Here is a 19,416-nt window from a genome sequence, read left to right as displayed (position 1 = left end):
GTCCATCAAGGCAGAATGAGGCGAGTTTGAGGCCGCAAAATTAAACCCTGGCCACCTTTTCACCTCTCCTCCGGCAACACGCAATGGGAGAGTTGCCCAAGGGGCAAAACTGGGTCTTTCCGCACAAGGCCACATCTCTCCATCCGTCATCCCAGCGAAGGCTGGGATCCCGCTTCCCCGCGCTCCACCGCCCAAAGCGGGACCCCGGCCTGCGCCGGGGTGACGGCGGATAGAGGGTACCTGAGCCACTTATCCCGTCATCCCAGCGAAGGCTGGGATCCCGCTTCGCCCACGCCGCACCGCTCAAAGCGGGACCTTGGGCAACGCCGAGGTGACGGCGGATAGAGTGTACCTGAGCCATTTATCCCGTCATCCCAGCGAAGGGTGGGATCCCGCTTCCCCACGCCGCACCACCCAAAGCGGGACCCCGGCCTGCGCCGGGGTGACGGCCGATAGAGAGTATCCGAGCCGTCAATCCCGTCATCCCAGCGAAGGCTGGGATCCCGCTTCCCCCACGCCGCACCGCTCAAAGCGGGACCCCGGCCTGCGCCGGGGTGACGGCGGACAGAGGTTACCTGAACCATTTATCCCGTCATCCCAGCGAAGGCTGGGATCCCGCTTCGCCCACGCCGCACCGCTCAAAGCGGGACCTTGGGCAACGCCGGGGTGACGGCGGATAGAGTGTACCTGACCCATTTATCCCGTCATCCCAGCGAAGGCTGGGATCCCGCTTCCCCCAACGCCGCACCGCTCAAAGCGGGACCCCGGCCTGCGCCGGGGTGACGGCGATTGAGAGTACGCCGCCGCCCAAAGAAAATGCCACGGTCAAGCCGTGGCACTGCAGGAAGCGTTCCCTTCTCCCGCCCGAATGAGGGGAGAAGGGACGTTATCACTCGGTTCAGCTGCGCTTGCTCCACCAGCCGGATTTCCGCTCGGCGGGAGCAGGGGTCACAGTGGGGGCCGGGGGCTGCCAGCGGCGGGCCGGCTCTGCGGGAGCCTCGGCTGCAGCGGGTGCCGGTGCCGGGGCGGGAACAGGTGCTGATGCCTGAACAGGGGCCTCGGCGCGCGGTTCCTCTTCCGCGGGCGCGAAGGCCTCCACGGCAGGAGCCTCGGAATCGGCAGTTTCATCGGCGCGCGGTTCGCGGCGGGTCCGCTCGCGGTCGCGGCTGCGTCCCCAGCGATCACGCCGCGGGCGTTCGCGGCGGGGGGCGTCACCGTCCTCAGTGACCGTTGCGGCCGGTGCAGCTTCAGCCACGCCGTCGCCTTCGCGGTCATCCTCATCCGTGCCGGTGAAGGGCTGTTCGCCCAGACCGGGAAGCTCGTCGGTGCCGGATGCTGAAACCTCACCCGTTCCCTCTTCGCGTCCGCGTCCGCCGCGGCGGCCACGGCGGCGGCGGCGGCGGCGTCCGCCTTCGCCACGCTCGCCATTGCCCGGCTGCTGGCGCTCTTCGCCCGAGGCTGAAGCCTCAGTGGCGTCATCAGCCTCGGCCTCGTCGTCAGCTTCGTCCTCGGCCTCAGGGGCTTCGTCCTCGACCTCTTCGTCCTCTTCCTCGAAGGAGGAGTCCATGCGGACCGGAGCTGCCATCACTTTGCGCGGCGGCAGGTTGCGGTCGGGCGCGCGCTCGATCAGCGCTTGAGAGCCCTTCATCTCGTCGCTCGGCACGATGAACACCGAGATACCGTAAGTGGTCTCGATGGTCAGCAGATTGTCGCGCTTCTCGTTCAGAATATAGAAGGCGATTTCCCGCGTGCACTTGACGGTGAGGTTCTCGGGCTTGCGCGCAATCAGATGTTCCTCGATCGCCCGCAGCACGGACAATCCGCAGGACGAGATCGAGCGCACGATGCCTCGCCCCTCGCAATGGGGGCAAGTGCGGGACGAGCCTTCGAGAAGGCCCGGCCGCAGCCGCTGGCGTGACATTTCAAGCAGGCCGAAATGGCTGATGTGCCCGACCTGAATGCGGGCACGGTCGTTCTTCAGCGCATCCTTCAGGCGGCGCTCGACGTTCCGGTTGTTGCGCTTTTCCTCCATGTCGATGAAGTCGATGACCACAAGTCCGGCCAGATCCCGAAGCCGCAGCTGGCGGGCGATTTCATCGGAGGCTTCGAGGTTGGTCTTATAGGCCGTGTCCTCGATATTGTGTTCGCGCGTCGCCTTGCCGGAGTTGATATCGACAGCCACCAGCGCTTCCGTCTGGTTGATCACCATGTACCCGCCCGAGGGCAGCGTCACGGTCGGCGAATAAAGCCCGTCCAGCTGGCTTTCCGCCTGGTAGCGGGAGAACAGCGGCCGCGTGTCCTTGTAGAGCTTCACGTTCTTGGCGTGGCTCGGCATCAGCATCTTCATGAAGTCTTTGGCTTCACGATGGGCCTCTTCGCCCTCGACCATCACCTCGTCCACGTCCTTGGTGTAAAGGTCGCGGATGGCGCGCTTCACCAGGCTTCCCTCTTCGTAGACGAGGGCAGGGGCCTGGGATTTCAGCGTCAGGTCGCGCACGCTTTCCCACAGGCGCAGCAGATAGTCATAGTCGCGCTTGATTTCGGTCTTGGTGCGCTGGGCACCGGCGGTGCGGACGATGAGGCCCATGCCTTGCGGCACCTCGATTTCCTTCACCATGTCTTTCAGACGGCGGCGGTCACCGGAATCGGTGATCTTGCGGGAAATGCCGCCACCGCGTGCGGTGTTGGGCATCAGCACGCAATAGCGGCCGGCAAGCGAGAGATAGGTGGTGAGGGCCGCGCCCTTGTTGCCGCGCTCTTCCTTCACGACCTGCACCAGGATCACCTGGCGGCGCTTGATCACTTCCTGGATCTTGTAATGCTTACGCTGCACCTTGCGGCGCCGCTGCGGCACTTCCTCGAGCGCGTCTTCTGCGCCGATCGATTCGACACGGGCCGCTTCCGGGTCCTCGCCCACTTCCTCAACACCATTGCCGAGCTCGCCCGGCATGCCATGCTCGACCCGGGGGCTGCTGGCCTCGATGTCGGCATCGGTCGAACGCTCGGGTGCAGGTTCCTGCAGCCGGGCTTCAATATGTTCCTCGGGCTCAGGCGTTTCCGAACCTGCCTCGACCGGCTCCGAAATCGTCGGATCGTCGTGGCTGGCGGTCATCGGCTTCGCGCGGTGCGGACCATCGGTCTCGTCACCTTCGCCGTCATTCTCGCCTTCGCCTTCGCCGTCTTCAGCGCTGTCCTCGTCGCTGTCGTCTTCGTCGTGGAACTCGAAGCCCTGGGGGATTCCGCCCTCCGAGGTCTCGTGGCCATTGTCCTCGACGCCATTGTCCTCGACGCCGGAGTCCTCGTCGTGGTCACGCTCACTGTCGTGATCGTTCTCGTGGTCGTCCCCGCCATTGCCGTTGTCGGAGGCCTCTTCGCTGGAGGCCTCCTGGCGGCGGCGGCCGCCCCGTTCGCCACGGTCACGGTCGCGGCCGCGGCGCTCGCGGCGGTGGCCGTTTCCGGCCTCGTCGTCCTCGTCCTCGGCTTCGCGGGCGTGTTCTTCTTCTTCCGCCTGCAGCAGTGCCTGCCGGTCGGCCAGCGGGATCTGGTAATAGTCGGGGTGGATTTCGGAGAAGGCGAGGAAGCCATGGCGGTTCCCGCCATACTCCACGAAGGCCGCCTGGAGCGAAGGCTCCACGCGCGTCACCTTGGCCAGGTAGATGTTACCCTTCAGCTGGCGGCGTGCGGCACTTTCGAAATCGAATTCCTCGATGCGATTGCCCTTGAGGACGACCACGCGGGTCTCTTCGGGGTGGCTGGCATCGATGAGCATCTTGCTGCCCATAAGTCTTTTCCTCTGCGCCAGCACGGCGGCAATGCCGATAGGTTCTCCGCTCCGGTGAGGAGACGCCTGTTGGAACTGCGGGTGCTGCTGCGCGAATGGGGCATGCCGGATTGCCGAAGCGACGGAGGCAAGCAGGCCGCGGGAGCCGGTCTTGTCCGGTCCTCGTACAGCGCGCTCGTCGTGGCGTGGGGCATGCCCAGGATTTCCTTGTGTCCCGTGGACGGGACGGTTCGTAACTGGCGGACCCCTTCCAAGGGTCACGCGCTCTACCGCGTCGCGCGGGGGTGGCATGATACCACCGGACCCCCGCCTCTCGCGAAATTCTCACCACCTGCTGTCGATTCTGCCGCAGTTCGCGGCCCTGACACACAGGAGACGGAGCGCTTTTATGGGCAGGGGTACCAAAATGCAAGCTTTCCCCGCAGCCGCCGCCGCAATGCCCCCCGGCAACCATTGGTTAACCCTGGGCGGCCTAGTTTCGGGGGCAAATCCCAGAGAGCACATCGCTTCAGAAATGACCCGCGAAACAGCCATCAGCGCACGTGGAGCCGCCGCCCGTCTTACGGCCTGCGCCCTGCTGGCGGTCATGTTCCTGCTCTCGGGCTACCGGCTGCCGCTGGCCGATGCGGCAGATCTTCCCGTGGCCTCTGCCGCCCGCCTGGCGGGGGACGCCACGCGCACCCGATTCGTGGCCGATCTTTCAGCCCCCGTGGGCTATTCCGTCTATGTGCTGGCCAACCCCTACCGGGTGATGATCGATCTTCCGCAACTCAATTTCCAGCTGCCCGAAGGTGCGGGAAAGCGCGCCCGCGGGCTCGTCGCGCAATACCGCTTCGGCCCCATGGGCGAGGGCCAGTCCCGAATCGTTTTGGAAACAACCGGCCCCGTCCTGATCGAGAAATCCTTTATCTTGGACCCGCAGGCCGGCCAGCCCGCCAGGATCGTGGTCGATCTCGTCAAAACCACCGAGGAAGCCTTCGCCCAGACGCTCAAAGCCGCCGCCGACCAGTCAACCGCCTCGATCGATCCAGCGCCGGAAGCCCCCAAGGCGACACCCGCGCCAGTCCGCAAGCGCGTCGTCATCGACCCCGGCCACGGCGGCATCGACCCCGGCGCCATCGGCGTCCGCAAGACCCGCGAGAAGGACGTGGTCCTGGCCTTTGGCCTCAAGCTGAAACAGATCCTCGAGGCCACCGGTTCGGTCGACGTCATCATGACCCGCTCGGATGACCGCTTCCTGACCTTGAAAGAACGCGTGAAGGTGGCGCGTGACAATGAGGCAGACCTGTTCATCGCCATCCACGCCGATACCGTCCGCGGCCAGGATGTGCGCGGCGCCACCATCTACACCCTCTCCGAGAAAGCCTCGGACGCCGAGGCCGAGGCGCTGGCCCACAAGGAAAACCGCGCGGACATCATTGCCGGCGTCGATCTCGAAACCGAGAACGAGCAGGTGACCGATATCCTGATCGACCTCGTCCAGCGCGAATCGAAAACCCACTCTCTCGTCTTCGCCAAGAAGGCGGTCAATGAAATGGGCCCGGTCACCGCCTTCACCGGAAAGCCCATGCGTTCCGCGGGCTTTATGGTGCTGAAGGCGCCGGATGTGCCGTCGGTTCTGGTCGAACTGGGCTATCTCTCCAGCCGCCAGGACGAGAGCCAGCTCTCGTCCCCCGCCTGGCAGGAAAAAGTGGCCACCGCCATGGCCCGCGCCGTCACCACCTATTTCGCCACGCAACTGGCGCAGACGTCTCCCTGAGCACCGTTCTTCCTCCGCGCAGCCGCCACCCCAAGGCCACAATCCGGCCCTAGCGAATTAACTACAACAAGCCGTGGTCCCTGTGTTATCGGGCGGCGGCAACAGGCAGGTGTCGAATATAGAATGCTGCGTTTTCTCGGTTGGCTCTTTGCGGTGGGGTTCGTGGTGTTCGTCGCCGGCGCGGCGGCTCTCACCTATGTGATCCTGATGGCCTCGAAAGACCTGCCGGATTACAAGCAGCTGGCCAATTACGCACCCCCGGTCATGACGCGCATCTACGCGGCCGATGGATCCATGCTCGCCGAATATGCCGAGGAGCGCCGCCTCTTCGTGCCGGTGAGCCAGATGCCGAAGCTCCTGATCGATGCCTTCATCTCGGCCGAGGACAAGACCTTCTTCACCCACTCAGGGCTTGACTGGCAGGGGATCGCCGCCGCTGCCTTCCGCTATGCCCAGGTGAAATTTTCCGGCAAGGGGCAGATCGTCGGCGCCTCCACCATCACCCAGCAGGTGGCGAAGAACTTCCTCCTCACCAATGAGCGCTCGATCACGCGAAAGCTGAAGGAAGCGCTTCTCGTGCAGCGCATCGAGCAGACCTTTTCGAAGGACCAGATCCTCGAGCTCTACCTGAACGAGATCTTTCTTGGCCTCAACTCCTATGGCGTGGCCGCGGCCTCCCTCAATTATTTTGGCAAGTCGCTCGATCAGCTCTCGATCGAGGAGATGGCCTATCTCGCGGCCCTTCCCAAGGGCCCCAACAACTACCACCCGTTCCGCCAGAAGGAACGCGCCATCGAGCGCCGCAATTGGGTGCTCCTGCAGATGAACGAGAACGGCTACATCACCGAGGAGGAGATGAAAGCCGCGCAGGCAAAGCCCCTCGAGGTCAATCCCCGGCCCTTCGGTGCCCAGCTTTTCGCCGCCGAAAGCTTCGCCGAGGAAGTGCGCCGCGAACTCGTTGACATTTATGGCAAGGACCAGCTCGAGAAGGGCGGCCTCTCGGTCCGCACCTCGCTTGATCCCAAGCTCCAGCTCTACGCCCGCCAGGCACTGGCCCGCGGTCTCATCACCTTTGACCGGAAGCGCGGCTTCCGCGGCCCTGTCACCACGGTCGATCTTGCCGGCGCCGAAGACTGGGCCGGTTTCATGAAGGGCCGCAAGGTGCCGGATGACGTGGCGCCCTGGCGCCTCGGCATCGTGCTGGACGTGAGCGACACGGAAGCAACCGTCGGCCTCCAGCCCAAGCTCCTGCCGGACGGAAACATGGCGCCCGAGCGCGAGCAGGTGAAAATTCCTGTAAGCCTTCTCGCCTGGGCCCGCGCCTATGTCGATGGCACCAAGCTCGGCCCCGAGGTCAAGAAAGCCTCCGACGTGCTGCAGCCCGGCAACATCATCTATGTGGCCCCCAGCAAGGACCAGGGCCAGTATCACCTCATGCAGATGCCGGAAGTCGATGGCGCGCTCGTCGCCATGGACCCGCATACCGGCCGCGTGCTGGCTCTCGTCGGTGGCTTCTCCTATGGCAGGAGCCAGTTCAACCGCGCCGTCCAGGCGCTGCGCCAGCCGGGCTCCTCCTTCAAGCCCATCGTCTATGCCGCAGCCCTCGACAATGGCTATTCGCCAGCCTCGGTGATCCTTGATGCCCCCGTCGAATTCAAGATGGCTGATGGCTCCATGTGGAAGCCCAAGAACTACCAGAACAAGTTCTTTGGCCCCTCGACGCTCCGCCGCGGCATCGAGCAGTCCAGAAACGTGATGACGGTCCGCCTGGCAGACAGCTTAGGGATGACCAAGATCATCGATCTCGCCACCCGTCTGGGGATCTATGACAAGCTGCCCCGCCAGCTGGCCATGGCGCTGGGTGCGGGCGAGACCACCTTGCTCAAAATGGTCACCGCCTATGCCATGATCGACAATGGCGGCAAGAAGATCGAGCCGGCGTTGATTGACCGTATTCAGGACCGCTACGGCCGCACAATTTTCCGCCATGACAAGCGGAACTGCGCCAGCTGCTCCGCACCTGCCTGGAACCCGGATTTGGCCGAGCCTGAGTTGCTGGACGTGAGCGAGCAGGTGATGAGCCCTTACACCGCTTATCAGATCACCTCCATGATGGAGGGCGTGGTGGAGCGCGGCACCGGCAAGAAGGTGCTGGTGGTTGGAAAGCCCGTGGCCGGCAAGACCGGCACCTCCAATGATGAGCGTGACGCCTGGTTCATCGGCTACACGCCGGATCTCGTGGTCGGCACCTATGTGGGCTTCGACAATCCGAAGCCCATGGGCAAGGGCCGCACCGGTGGCGAGCTGGCCGCCCCCATCGTCGCCGATTTCATGAAGCTGGCGCTGCGGGACAAGCCTGCAACGCCCTTCCGCGTCCCCCGTGCCATCGAGCTGATCCCGATTGACGCGAAAACCGGAAAGCGCGCCATCTTCGGTCAGGAAGGAACCATTCTCGAAGCCTTCAAGCCAGGGGATGAGCCGCCCGATTCGACCAAGATCATCGGCGAGAGCACCGTCACCGCCGCAGCCCAGCCGGAGGCGGGCGTTGTGCTGGTGCCGCCGTCCCAGTCGGCAGCGCCTGCGGCTCCTCCCGCCGATGGCGGGTTGACGGGGCAGGGCGGCGGCCTCTATTGAGCCCCACCAACCTTAATCTTTGAAATGAGCAATTCTCATGCGCGCTGAAATCTCGTCGCTCGTCGGCGAAATGAAGCAGTCCATCGGACTGCTGAGGAGGCATCTTTGACTGGGACAATTCCCTCCGCCGCTTAGCCGAACTGAACGCCAAGTCCGAAGACCCTTCGATCTGGAATGATCCGCAGAAGGCCCAGAAGCTCATGCGCGAGCGCCAGGACCTGGACAAGCGCATCACCATGATCCGGGACCTCGAGCAGTCCATCGCCGACAACACCGAGCTGATCGAAATGGGCGAGACGGAGAACGATCAGTCGATCGTCACCGAGGCCGAGAAATCACTCCTCGCGCTGAAGCCCAAGGTCGCCGAAACCGAAATCGAGACGCTGCTTTCGGGCGAGGCGGATGCCAATGACGCCTATCTCCAGATCAACGCCGGCGCCGGCGGCACCGAAAGCCAGGACTGGGCCTCGATGCTCATGCGCATGTACATGCGCTACGCCAATAAATATGGCTACAAGTCGGAAGTGCTGGATGAGCATCCGGGCGAAGAAGCGGGGATCAAATCCTGCACCCTGCAGATCAAGGGCCACAACGCCTATGGCAAGCTCAAGACCGAGTCGGGCGTGCACCGCTTGGTGCGCATCTCGCCCTATGATTCGAACGCCCGCCGCCACACGTCCTTTGCCTCCGTCTGGGTCTATCCGGTGGTGGATGACAACATCGACATCACCATTGTGGACAGCGATCTGAAGGTCGATACCTACCGTGCCTCAGGCGCCGGCGGCCAGCACATCAACACCACCGATTCCGCGGTGCGCATCACCCACATGCCCACCGGCATCATCGTGGCCTGCCAGGCGGAACGCTCCCAGCACAAGAACCGCGCCACGGCGCTCAAGATGCTGAAAGCCCGGCTTTATGAGCTGGAACTGCAGAAGCAGCAGGAAAAGGTCGATGCCGCCAATGCCAAGAAGACGGATATCGGCTGGGGCCACCAGATCCGCTCCTATGTCCTCCAGCCCTATCAGCTGGTGAAGGACCTGCGCACCGGCCATACCTCGACTGCGCCAGGGGACGTGCTGGATGGCGAAGTCGAGGATTTCATTCAGGCCTCTCTGGCCCACAAGGTGAAGGGCGGCGGCGATCAGGTGATCGAAGATATTGAATAGCTTGCATGGGTAGGGCACTCTTTCCCCTTGAAGGAGTGCCGCCCATGCTGAACCTCGATCCAAGCCTCTATGTCGATCCCGCCGTGCTGCCGCGCGAGCGCAATGAAATCTTCGCCAAGACCTGGCAGATGCTGGGGCCCGTGTCCCAGGTGGCCGAGCGCGGGCAATATGTGGCCGCCGATATCGCAGGGATTAAGGTTTTCGCCATCCGCGGGCGGGACGGCAAGCTCCGCGCCTTCCGCAATGTCTGCCGCCACCGCGGCGCGCAATTGCTGGAGGAGGGCACGGGCCGCTGCGCCACCATCCGCTGCCCCTATCATCAATGGGTCTTTGCCGATGATGGCCGTCTCCTCAACGCCCCCTGGTTCGGAGACGAGCCTGATTTCAAACCGGAAGACTGGCCGCTCGAGGAAATCCACGTCGCCGAATGGCGCGGGCTCCTGTTCGCGGCGATTGATCCGCAGACGGATCTCGTCACCCAGCTGGGCGATCTCGTGGCGGAACTCGCTGACGAGCCGATCGAAACCTACCAGTCGATGCGCACCGAGTCCGTCAACTTCGATGCCAACTGGAAAATCTACACGGATAATTTCGTCGAGGGCTACCACATCCCCGGCATCCACCCGAAGTTCTTCGCCGCCATCAACTTCGAGGAATTCAAGACCACGGCCCACAAGGGCTTCATCCGGATGACGGCCCCGCCGCGCGAAGGCCTGTTCTACCGCGGCAAGTGGCTGTGGATGTGGCCCAACTGGACGCTCTCGCTGTTCGAGGGCGGCATGAACACCTCCCGCATCAACCCCGTCGGAACCAAGCGCACCGAGCAGCTTTACCATTTCTACTTCGACGATCTCTCCCCCATGCTGGACGAGAAGCGCAGCGACACCATCGAACGCAACCTCGCCGTCGTCCGCGAAGATTACGAAATCTGCGTGCGCACCCACAAGAACTACGAAGCCGGAAACTACCACGCAGGCCCCTTGTCCCCCCGGCATGAGCAGGGCGTGCACTACTTCCAGGAGCGCGTGAAGGAAAGCCTAGGTGGTTAAATGAGCTCGCAGCTGTAGCGGCGCACTTTCAGCCCAACAGACCATAACTCTTTTTTGCCGTCATCCCGGCCAAGGCCGGAATGACGGCATCATCCATTATGCCAACGCGTCAGTCTTTGGCGTTGCCCGCAAATAGGGACTTGCTCAGCGGCGCGCTGCTCTAATCTCGCTTGTTGCCCGCCTCGGCCAAGCCGTCGCATGGGTGAGAGGAGTGAGGCGGGAGAGGCCTCACCCCAGCACCTCAACCTTCACCGGCCGCGAATCCGCGCCCAGGTGATAGACCACCGGAACACCCGTCTCGAGCTCGCGCTTCAAAATCTCCTCAGGCGTCAATCCTTCGATCGCCATGATCAGTGAACGGATGGAATTGCCATGCGCCGCCACCAGCACATGGCGGCCGGAGAGTACGTCCGGCTGGATATGCTTCATGTAATAGGGAAGTGACCGCGCCAGCGTGTCCTTCAGGCTTTCGCCGCCGGGAGGAGCAATATCATAGGAGCGGCGCCAGATATGGACTTGGTCCTCGCCCCATTTCTTGCGCGCGTCATCCTTGTTGAGGCCCGTCAGGTCGCCGTAGTCGCGCTCGTTCAGCGCCTGGTCCTTGATGGTCGTGAGGCCCTGCTGGCCAAGCTCATCCAGCATGATGTTCAGCGTGTGCTGGGCTCTCGTCAGCGCGCTGGTATATGCGATATCGAAGTGGAAGCCCTTGGCCTTCAGCTTCTGCCCCGCCGCATGGGCTTCGCGCACACCTTGTTCGGTGAGGTCAGGGTCCTTCCAGCCGGTGAACAGGTTCTTGAGGTTCCATTCGCTCTGCCCATGGCGGACGAGCACGAGAAGACGGTCCATGTTGTCACTCCAGTCCCAGAACGTCGGTCATTGAATAAAGCCCGGGCTTCTTGTCGAAAGCCCAGAGCGCGGCCCTGACGGCGCCGCGCGCGAAAATGTCCCGGCTCTCCGCCTTGTGGGTAAGCTCGATCCGCTCGGCGGCCCCGGCGAACATCACCGTATGTTCCCCAACCACCGATCCGCCGCGCAATGTCGCAAAGCCGATATCGCCTTGGGGCCGCGCCCCCGTATGCCCATCGCGGGACCGGACAGAGCGCTCGGCCAGATTGATCTGCCGCCCCGCGGCTGCCGCCTGGCCCAGCAGCAATGCGGTCCCGGAGGGGGCATCGATCTTGTGCCGGTGGTGCATCTCGAGAACTTCGATGTCGAAGTCTTCGCCGAGCGCTGCTGCCACCTTCTTCACCATCACCGCCAGCAGGTTGACGCCCAGGCTCATGTTCCCGGACTTGACGATCCGCGCATGGCGCGCCGCCGCCTTGATCTTCGCTTCGCCCGCCGCGTCAATCCCCGTGGTCCCGATCACATGAACGATGCGCGCCTGTGCGGCGAGTTCCGTGAGCGCCAGCGTGGCCGCCGGAACGGTGAAGTCGATGATCCCGTCCACATGGGTGAGAAGCGCAATCGGATCATCCGTCACCGCCACGTCAAGGGCGCCAATTCCGGCAAGGACGCCCATATCGGCCCCCACATGTGGAGACCCCGCGTGCTCGAGCCCCCCCGCCACTTCCGCACCCGGCGTTTCGTTGATGATCCGCGTGAGCACGCGTCCCATCCGGCCCGCGGCCCCGGCAATGGCGAGTTTCATGGATGATGTCCCTTCCTTGGGCTTGGGCTCTTAGCAACCGGTGCAGCCGATGAAAAGCGCCATGATCCTGCCACCTCACCCGTGGAGTGTTACCCGCTGTGAGACGGCGTATCTTGGCATTGCTCGGTTTGTTTCTGTTGCTGACGGTTGTGCTTCCCATTGCGGTGGGAACGGCGCTGGCGCTGTCACACGGGTTTCCGCAATCCTGGCGCACGGCGGATTGGGGGTCCTCGCATCTGCTTCCCAAAGCGGGGGCGGTGCCCGAGGCCAAGGTCATCATCCTCGCCGCCCGCACGGGGCGCTGGAAGTCGATCTTCGCCGAGCACATGTCGCTCCTCCTGAAGCCCGAAGGGGCAGAAGCCTGGACACGTTATGAGGTGGTGGGCTGGGGAAACCCCGTGCGCCGCAACGCCTATGCGGCCGACGCACTTTGGTATGGCAACCACCCCTATGTGGTGGCTGAGTTTTCAGGCGCCCCGGCAGCATCGCTCATCCCGCGGATCGAAGATGCAATTGCACGTTATCCGCACAGCGTGCCGGGCAGCTACGTCGTGTGGCCCGGCCCCAACTCCAACAGCTTCATCGCCTGGCTGGTGCGCAACACCCCAGGCTTCGGCGTCGAACTGCCGCCCGTGGCCGTGGGCAAGGATTTCCTCGGCAATGGCTTTGGCATGGCCCGCGCGCCCAGCGGCACGGGCTTCACGCTTTCGGCATGGGGCGCGCTGGGCGTAACGCTGGCCCTGGAAGAGGGTTTTGAGCTGAACCTCCTCGGCACCTCGATTGGCGTCGATCCCAATGATCTTGCCATCAAGCTGCCGTCCCTGGGCAAGCTCAGCCTGCGGGACCTCTTCTAGGCCCCCTCGACCAGCACGATGTTGGCGATGCCCGCGCCCAGCCGCTTGGCTTTGGCCGCCTGGTATTCCGGCGAATTATAGCAATCGAGCGCGGCCTGCAGGCTTGGGAATTCGATCACCACATTGCGCGGGTGGCCATCGCCTTCCATCTGGTGGAAGGGGCCGCCGCGGGCCAGAATGCTGGCGCCATATTTCTGGAACGCCTCCCGGGTGCCGCTCGCATAATGCTGATACTGTTCGGGGTCCGTCACCGTCACATGGGCGATCCAATATCCCTTGGGCATGCTTACAACTCCTTGAATTCAGGCCGACTATAACGCGATGCCGCAGCGCGTCCAGACTGGACGGATGGCCTCCGCCGCCCTAGGGAGGAAGGGCATGACAGCGCCAAGCTCCGGAAGCCTCAGGGACCGCCTCCGCATCCTCTATGACGGGGAGGCGCCGGCGTCGATCCGCTTCCGCTATGGCCTGCTGATCTTCGATCTCGCCACCATCGCCTTCGTCATCGCCTCCTCCTTCCTGCACTGGCCCGCGACGGAATATATTGATGCCGTGATCGGCGTGCTGCTGCTGGTGGATTTCCTGGCGCGGCTGTGGATCGCCAAGCGCCGCGTCCGCATGGTGACGGGCATCTATGGCATCATCGACATCGTGGTGATCGTCTCGATGCTGGCCCCCATCGTGGGCGAGGGGCTGGCCTTCCTCCGTGTCGCCCGGGTGCTGAGGCTCCTGCGCTCCTACACCATGGTGAAACGCCTCCGCCAGGATTTCCCGTGGTTCCGCACGAATGAGCAGATCGTCATGTCGGCGCTGAACCTTGCGGTCTTCATCTTCATCATGACAGCGCTGGTCTATGAGACCCAGCATGTCAGCAATCCGGAAATCAACAATTACGCCGATGCGCTCTACTTCACCGTCACGGCCCTCACCACCACGGGCTTCGGGGACGTTGTGCTGAGGGGCACCGGCGGGCGCATGATTGCGGTCGTCATCATGATCTTCGGCGTCTCGCTGTTCCTGCGCCTCATCCAGGTCATGCTCCGGCCGGACAAGGTATACTTCCAGTGCCCCGATTGCGGCCTCACCCGTCATGACCGGGATGCCGTCCATTGCAAGGCCTGCGGGCGGATCCTCAACATTCCCGATGAAGGGCAGGTCTAGCCCGCTTCAGGTCACGGTTTGGCCCATCTTTGATGGCCAAAGACCGGCTCTTCGGCTTTCCGGATTGCCTGCGGGCGGCCGGAATGGCACATGAGGGTGAGAATCATGTCACTGGAACGGGAAGACATTGCCGCGCCTGGCTAGGATAAGCGCTTACAGCTTGCTGTCGGTCTTGGCCGTTCTGCTGCTTCTTGCCGTTGCCGCCTATGTGCGGCTGGCCCAGGGGCCGGTGTCGCTCGATTTCATGCGGGCGACGGTCGAGAACCGCATCAATCAGAGCCTCCCCAACATGTCCGTCTCGATCGGCGGCGTGGTGGTGGAGCGCACCGGCGAAACCGGCGTTCCCCATGTCCGCCTGATCGATGTTGACCTGAACGACAAGCAGGGAAACCTCATCGCCCGCGCGCCCCGCGCTGCGATCGGCGTCCGCGAGGAGGCGCTGTTCCACGGTGAAATCGTTCCAACCTCGATTGAGCTGATCGGCCCCCGCATCCGCATCATGCGGAATCTCGAAGGGGCGGTGGAACTGGGCTTCGGCGAGGCGGCCCCCGAGAGCGAATCCGTCACCGTCGGCCCCGGCATGCCAAGCCTCAAGACGGACCAGGAACCCGCCGCGGGTACGCCGGCCCCTGGTGCGCCCAAGCCCGGCATGGGCGCCGCCATCATCGAGATTCTGAGCGGTGATCCCGAAGGCAGCCAGAGCACGATCAGCTCGATCGAGACCATCCGCATCGCCGATGCCCAGATCCGTTTCTATGACGAAGCCAATGATGCGATCTGGGATATCCCCAAGGCAGAGCTCGTCTTCCAGCGCATGCCCTATGGCTTCACCGTCGTTGCCAACGCCACCGTCTCCAACGGCACGGAGGAGGGCGCCTGGACGGCCGATCTCTCCGCCAGCTACCGCCGCGAAAGCCACAGCTTCTCGATCAGCACCCGCATCAATGATCTCGTCCCCGCCAATGTCTCGGATGAGATTTTCGCCCTCTCGCAGCTGGCGCGCGTCAAGGTGCCGCTCTCGGGCCATGTCGAGATGGAGGTGACGGACACCGGCCTCATCACCAAGGCCACGGGCGAGTTCAGCGCCGCCGCGGGTGAGGTGGGCCTGCCGGATTACCTGGCCGAACCCCTGATCGTCGATGAGGGCTCGCTCCGCATCGACTATGATCCCGTCACCGGCAGCATCATCATCACCGATCTCACATTGCTCGTCGGCAGTTCGCGCGCCCAGGTCAAGGGCAGCCTCGTTCCGGTGCGCAATGCCAATGGCCGCCTGACCGCGCTCAAGATCGTGCTCAACGCCCGCAACGTGGCAATCGACGCGCAAGGTTCCAACAAGTCGCCCGTGGCGGTGGATCGGGTGGATTTCATCGGCAACGCCGCGATTGAGGAAGCAAGGCTCGATATTGACGATCTCGTTGTCATGTCAGGCGGAACCGGCATACGCATGCGGGGCGCCATAACGGGCGGCACCGAGTCGCCCGGCATCCTGCTCTCGGGCCGCATGAAGGATCTGTCCTCGGCACTGCTGCGCCAGCTGTGGCCGCCCATCGTCGCACCCAAGACGCGCAAATGGGTGAATGAGAATGTCCGCGAAGGCACCATCACCGAAGGCGAATTCGTGGTGAATCTGCCGGTCGATTCCATGGCCGCCGCCCAGCGCCAGCGCAAGCTGCCGCCGGGGTCCATCAAGATGAGCTTCAAGATGAAGGACGTGACCAGCGGCTACTTCAAGGACCTGCCGCCGCTGATCGATGCCTCGGGCGAAGCGAAGCTTGAGGACAATGTCTTCACCCTCACCGTCAACGGCGCGGATGTGGTGATGCCGTCGGGCTCCAAGGGCCGCCTCGCCGCGGGCACCATGGTGGCACGCGATATTCTGGCGCTCGAGACGGTGGCCGATTTCGACCTCGATGTCGATGCCGCAGCCCAGCCCTTGATTGAATATCTCGATCAGCCGGCCCTCAACCTCATTCGCCATACGGGGCTTGATACGACGAAGCTCCAGGGCCAGGCGAAGATGAAGGTGAAGCTCTCCTTCCCGATGATCAAGGATCTGCCGAAGGAGCGGATCTTGGTCAATGTCGCGGCGAAGCTCGTCGATGCCTCGCTGAAGGATGCATTGCCGGGAATCGATATCTCCGAAGGCAAGATCGATCTCGCCATGGAGAAGGGCGTGCTCACCGCCAAAGGCCCGGCGAAAATCGCTGGCATCCCGTCTGAAATCTCCTGGCAGCGCGGCCCCGCGCCGGGCTTCCTGCAATCCGCTGTCATTAAAACAGAGCTTGATGGGGAGCAGCGCCAGAAGCTGGGGATTGATCTTGGCACCTATGCCAGAGGCCCCGTGCGCGTCACCGCCACCATCGAGAACCTGGCGGACCCGCAGGGCAAGGTCGATATCGCCGCCGATCTGAGCGATGTTGAAATGCGCATTCAGCCCATCGGCTGGATGCGGCCCGCCATCCCCAAGACCACGGCGAAGCTCACCTATTTCAGCAAGGGCGAAAAGGGCCCGCGCGTCGAGGATCTGGAGATCAAGGGCAGGGACCTGTCGATCAAGGGCAGCCTCACACTCGCCCCCAAGCGCCAGGGCCTGCGCAGCGCCAATTTCACCGAACTCAACCTGTCGGATGAGAACCGCTTCGCCGCCACGGTCAAGGCCGGGGATGGCCGGATGGACATCGCCGTCACCGGAGACAGTTTCGATGCGAGGCCGCTGATCCGCGGCCTCTTCGGCTCCCAGAACCGGGACGAGGCCGCCCAGCAGGCGGAGGAGGCGAAAGCCAATTCCGGCCGCAGCGTGCAGGTGAGCCTCAACATCGGCCGCGTCTATACTTACCGTGGCGAGATCATCAACAGCGTCACCGGAAATCTCAGCGCGCAAGGCTCGAAGCTGAACGAGGCTGAAATCTCCGGCACCTTCCTCTCGGGGCAGAACATCGTTTACCGCGTGACCCCGGTCGAAGGCGGCCGCGAAATGCGCATCAACGGCAGGGACGGCGGCGCTGCCATTCGCGCTGCCAATCTCTATTCGAAAGTGGCTGGCGGCCAGATCGAGTTCTTCGCGATGATCCTGGATGATGGTTCGGTGCGAAAGGGCCAGCTCGTGCTGCGCAACTTCGAAGTCCGGGATGAGGCCGCCCTGGTGGAGCTCGATGCCCGCGGCAAGCCGAAGCGTGACGCGCCCCGCAAGGATGGCCCGCGCCGCGATTCCCTCTCCTTCAACAAGCTCACGCTGCCTTTCACCACGGACAGCCGCTTCATCTGTATCGGCGAAAGCCTGGTGCGCGGCACGGAGCTGGGCGCCAGCGCCGCGGGCCTCATCCGCAAGTCGGACGGCGCCATTGATATCGCCGGCACCATCACCCCGGCCTACGCGCTGAACTCGGCCCTGGGCGATATTCCGCTGCTGGGAGACATCATCACGGGCGGCAAGGGCCAGGGCATCATCGGCCTCACCTTCGCCATGGGCGGCACGGTGGACAAGCCACAATTCCAGATGAACCCCGTCTCCGCCGTCGCCCCCGGCTTCCTCCGCAAATTCTTCGAATACTCCAGCCGCTGCGAACCCTCCAAACGCGCCAAGAGCACCAGCAAGAACGTCGACAACAACTGAGGGAAGGCGCCCCACCCGCCGTCAGTTCGGCGGAGCTTTGCCGCAAGTTACTCATAACCAGGCAAACACCCTCAACCGCCGTCACCCCGGCGAAGGTCGGGATCCAGCTTTCTTCCGGCAGCCAAAGCGGGACCCCGGCCTTCGCCGGGGTGACGGGTCATTGATACCTTCCCCTTCTCCCGTGGCACCGCGATGGGAGAAGGTGGCCGAAGGCCGGATGAGGGCCTCCTTACCCCGAAGTCCCGCAACCCTATTCCGGGTAATCCTGGTCCCCCGCAGCAGGCGCGCGGTTGAACAGGATGAACATCAGCACATTTCCGGGCTCGCTGCTGGCATCGCTGCGGATTGCGCCCACTTCGCCATCTGCCGGACTTCGATACTCGGCCACCGTCTCGCCGAAGCTGTTGCGCTGGACGATCACCGTCTGTCCGGCCTGCACCTTGTCGTTCAGCTTGACGAGATGCTCGATGAAGCCGCCTGTCGTGGCGATGACCGGCAATGCACTGTTGCCGATGAAGGTGCCCGCATCCACCCCTGTCCGCCCCACCGCTCCGCCAATGACGCCATAGTGCTTCAGCACATTCATCGTGCCTTCCACGAAGGGTGCGATCAGCTGCGGGTCGAGAATGCGTGCAGCCCCCACCTCGGGGCAGATGCTGGGAATGCCCGCCGCGGTGAAGGCCTCGTGCAGCACGCCGGCATAGGCAGGCGAGTCCCACACCTGCCGCACTGGAAATAGCCCAGTCAGCGTGCTCACCTCCGGAATGCTCCGGTCACCGATGATGAAGTCGGCGCATTCGAGGCCGGTGGTCCCCGTGTGGAAGTCGAGCGCTATGTCCGAATTGGGTTTCAGCAGCCGGTTGAACAGCAGTCCGGCATGGCGGCTGGGCGCGCTCAGGCCGTTCTCGTTTCCGGGCCACTCACGGTTCATGTCGATGAGGTCGATCCCGCGCCCCTGGTTCGGCCAGCGCCGCTGCATCGTCTCAAGCGCCGGGCGAGAGATGTCGAGAACCGCCATCACGCTCCCTGCCATGCTGGAAGGGTCGAGCGCGTCCATCACCATCTGCACCACGCGAATGGAGCTCATCTCATCGCCATGAACACCGCTGGTGAGCGTGATGCGCTTGCCGGGCTTGGATCCCTTGGCCACGATCACCGAAACCAGCCACGGCTGCCCCGTCGCCGACTCGACGCCCTGAAAATACAGAAGATGCTTCTGCCCCCGCGCGAGGTCTCCAATGTCCAGCGTGCTGACGACCTTCTTGCCATTCACCACATCGCCGGTGAACACAGTGCCGCCCGCTGTGGCCGCCACCGCTTGTCCGGCATCGGCCATCACCGCCACCGCCGCCAGCGGCGCCGCCATGAAGCTGCGCCGGTCGAGAAAAGGCAGGTTTTCATTCGGCACGGCGGTCACTCCTCTCAGGTTTCCCTTTAGGCAAAGGCACTGGCTTGAGGGCGTCCTGACCCCAACTCCGACGTCCACTCCCTCAACCCCGTCATCCCGGCGAAGGCAATTTTCAGGGCCTAAACAACCAACTCTTCATCACACCACAATCCTTCCCCTTCTCCCGTCGCACTGCGATGGGAGAAGGTGCCCGAAGGGCGGATGAGGGCCTCCGTCAATGAGTCCCGCCTCCACCCCCAAACCCCCGTCATCCCGGCGAAGGCCGGGATCCCGCTTTCTTTCCCCGCGCCCTGCCGCCAAAGCGGGACCCCGGCCTTCGCCGGGGTGACGGCAA

12 protein-coding genes are annotated in these 19,416 nt (G+C 63.7%); 7 read left to right on the top strand and 5 right to left on the bottom strand.

The window, feature by feature from the left end:
- Nucleotides 1-898 precede the first annotated feature (898 nt).
- Nucleotides 899-3,781, bottom strand: coding sequence for an Rne/Rng family ribonuclease (locus tag ACO06F_RS03700; protein ID WP_421695349.1), 2,883 nt, complete (start codon nt 3,779-3,781; stop codon nt 899-901).
- 514 nt (nt 3,782-4,295) lie between these two features.
- Between ACO06F_RS03700 and ACO06F_RS03695 the strand changes: the two genes are divergently transcribed.
- The 4 genes from ACO06F_RS03695 to ACO06F_RS03680 all read left to right on the top strand — a co-directional run bounded on the left by ACO06F_RS03695 (nt 4,296) and on the right by ACO06F_RS03680 (nt 10,392).
- Nucleotides 4,296-5,540 (top strand): N-acetylmuramoyl-L-alanine amidase, encoded by a 1,245-nt coding sequence (locus tag ACO06F_RS03695; protein ID WP_421695348.1) that lies wholly within the window; start codon nt 4,296-4,298, stop codon nt 5,538-5,540.
- Nucleotides 5,541-5,663: 123 nt separating this feature from the next.
- Nucleotides 5,664-8,174, top strand: a complete 2,511-nt coding sequence (locus ACO06F_RS03690) for a penicillin-binding protein 1A (protein WP_421695347.1) — start codon at nt 5,664-5,666, stop codon at nt 8,172-8,174.
- 37 nt (nt 8,175-8,211) lie between these two features.
- Nucleotides 8,212-9,343, top strand: a protein-coding gene (gene prfB, locus ACO06F_RS03685; RefSeq protein WP_421695346.1) for a peptide chain release factor 2 whose coding sequence is annotated in 2 segments (ribosomal slippage) — nt 8,212-8,280 and nt 8,282-9,343 — 1,131 coding nt in all. Because the reading frame shifts where the segments join, the coding sequence is not laid out codon by codon here.
- 44 nt (nt 9,344-9,387) lie between these two features.
- Complete coding sequence (locus ACO06F_RS03680; RefSeq protein ID WP_421695345.1) at nt 9,388-10,392, top strand: aromatic ring-hydroxylating oxygenase subunit alpha; 1,005 nt, start codon at nt 9,388-9,390, stop codon at nt 10,390-10,392.
- A gap of 228 nt (nt 10,393-10,620) precedes the next feature.
- On the opposite strand, the gene ACO06F_RS03675 is transcribed toward ACO06F_RS03680, so the two are convergent.
- Both ACO06F_RS03675 and dapB read right to left on the bottom strand, forming a co-directional pair.
- On the bottom strand, nt 10,621-11,238 hold the full coding sequence (locus tag ACO06F_RS03675) for a 2,3-bisphosphoglycerate-dependent phosphoglycerate mutase (RefSeq protein WP_421695344.1): 618 nt from the start codon (nt 11,236-11,238) through the stop codon (nt 10,621-10,623).
- Between the two features lie 4 nt (nt 11,239-11,242).
- Nucleotides 11,243-12,043, bottom strand: coding sequence for a 4-hydroxy-tetrahydrodipicolinate reductase (gene dapB / locus ACO06F_RS03670; protein ID WP_421695343.1), 801 nt, complete (start codon nt 12,041-12,043; stop codon nt 11,243-11,245).
- 113 nt (nt 12,044-12,156) lie between these two features.
- Here dapB and ACO06F_RS03665 point away from each other — a divergent pair, with 113 nt between their 5' ends.
- Nucleotides 12,157-12,897, top strand: coding sequence for a DUF3750 domain-containing protein (locus ACO06F_RS03665; protein WP_421695342.1), 741 nt, complete (start codon nt 12,157-12,159; stop codon nt 12,895-12,897).
- Here ACO06F_RS03665 and ACO06F_RS03660 read toward each other — a convergent pair.
- Nucleotides 12,894-13,181 (bottom strand): DUF1330 domain-containing protein, encoded by a 288-nt coding sequence (locus tag ACO06F_RS03660; RefSeq protein ID WP_421695341.1) that lies wholly within the window; start codon nt 13,179-13,181, stop codon nt 12,894-12,896. The genes ACO06F_RS03665 and ACO06F_RS03660 overlap by 4 nt on opposite strands.
- Nucleotides 13,182-13,275: 94 nt before the next feature.
- On the opposite strand from ACO06F_RS03660, the gene ACO06F_RS03655 reads away from it, so the two are divergent.
- A complete protein-coding gene (locus ACO06F_RS03655; RefSeq protein ID WP_421695340.1) occupies nt 13,276-14,058 on the top strand; it encodes a potassium channel family protein in 783 nt (260 codons plus the stop codon).
- Nucleotides 14,059-14,218: 160 nt separating this feature from the next.
- Nucleotides 14,219-17,674 (top strand): DUF3971 domain-containing protein, encoded by a 3,456-nt coding sequence (locus ACO06F_RS03650; protein ID WP_421695339.1) that lies wholly within the window; start codon nt 14,219-14,221, stop codon nt 17,672-17,674.
- Nucleotides 17,675-17,924: 250 nt separating this feature from the next.
- Here ACO06F_RS03650 and ACO06F_RS03645 read toward each other — a convergent pair whose 3' ends face one another.
- On the bottom strand, nt 17,925-19,082 hold the full coding sequence (locus ACO06F_RS03645; protein ID WP_421695338.1) for a succinylglutamate desuccinylase/aspartoacylase family protein: 1,158 nt from the start codon (nt 19,080-19,082) through the stop codon (nt 17,925-17,927).
- Between the last annotated feature and the right edge of the window lie 334 nt (nt 19,083-19,416).

Source organism: Aestuariivirga sp. (assembly GCF_965227715.1).
Lineage (GTDB): Bacteria > Pseudomonadota > Alphaproteobacteria > Rhizobiales > Aestuariivirgaceae > Aestuariivirga.
Note: the sequence above shows the minus strand (reverse complement) of the source record. Positions and strands in the feature narration are given on the sequence as shown.

Bases quoted from the DNA above. Each gene is read 5' to 3' on its own strand.
- ACO06F_RS03680 (WP_421695345.1), top strand. From the start codon at position 9,388: ATGCTGAACCTCGATCCAAGCCTCTATGTCGATCCCGCCGTGCTGCCG.
- ACO06F_RS03655 (WP_421695340.1), top strand. From the start codon at position 13,276: ATGACAGCGCCAAGCTCCGGAAGCCTCAGGGACCGCCTCCGCATCCTC.
- ACO06F_RS03690 (WP_421695347.1), top strand. From the start codon at position 5,664: ATGCTGCGTTTTCTCGGTTGGCTCTTTGCGGTGGGGTTCGTGGTGTTC.
- ACO06F_RS03660 (WP_421695341.1), bottom strand. From the start codon at position 13,181: ATGCCCAAGGGATATTGGATCGCCCATGTGACGGTGACGGACCCCGAA.
- ACO06F_RS03675 (WP_421695344.1), bottom strand. From the start codon at position 11,238: ATGGACCGTCTTCTCGTGCTCGTCCGCCATGGGCAGAGCGAATGGAAC.
- ACO06F_RS03695 (WP_421695348.1), top strand. From the start codon at position 4,296: ATGACCCGCGAAACAGCCATCAGCGCACGTGGAGCCGCCGCCCGTCTT.
- dapB (WP_421695343.1), bottom strand. From the start codon at position 12,043: ATGAAACTCGCCATTGCCGGGGCCGCGGGCCGGATGGGACGCGTGCTC.
- ACO06F_RS03700 (WP_421695349.1), bottom strand. From the start codon at position 3,781: ATGGGCAGCAAGATGCTCATCGATGCCAGCCACCCCGAAGAGACCCGC.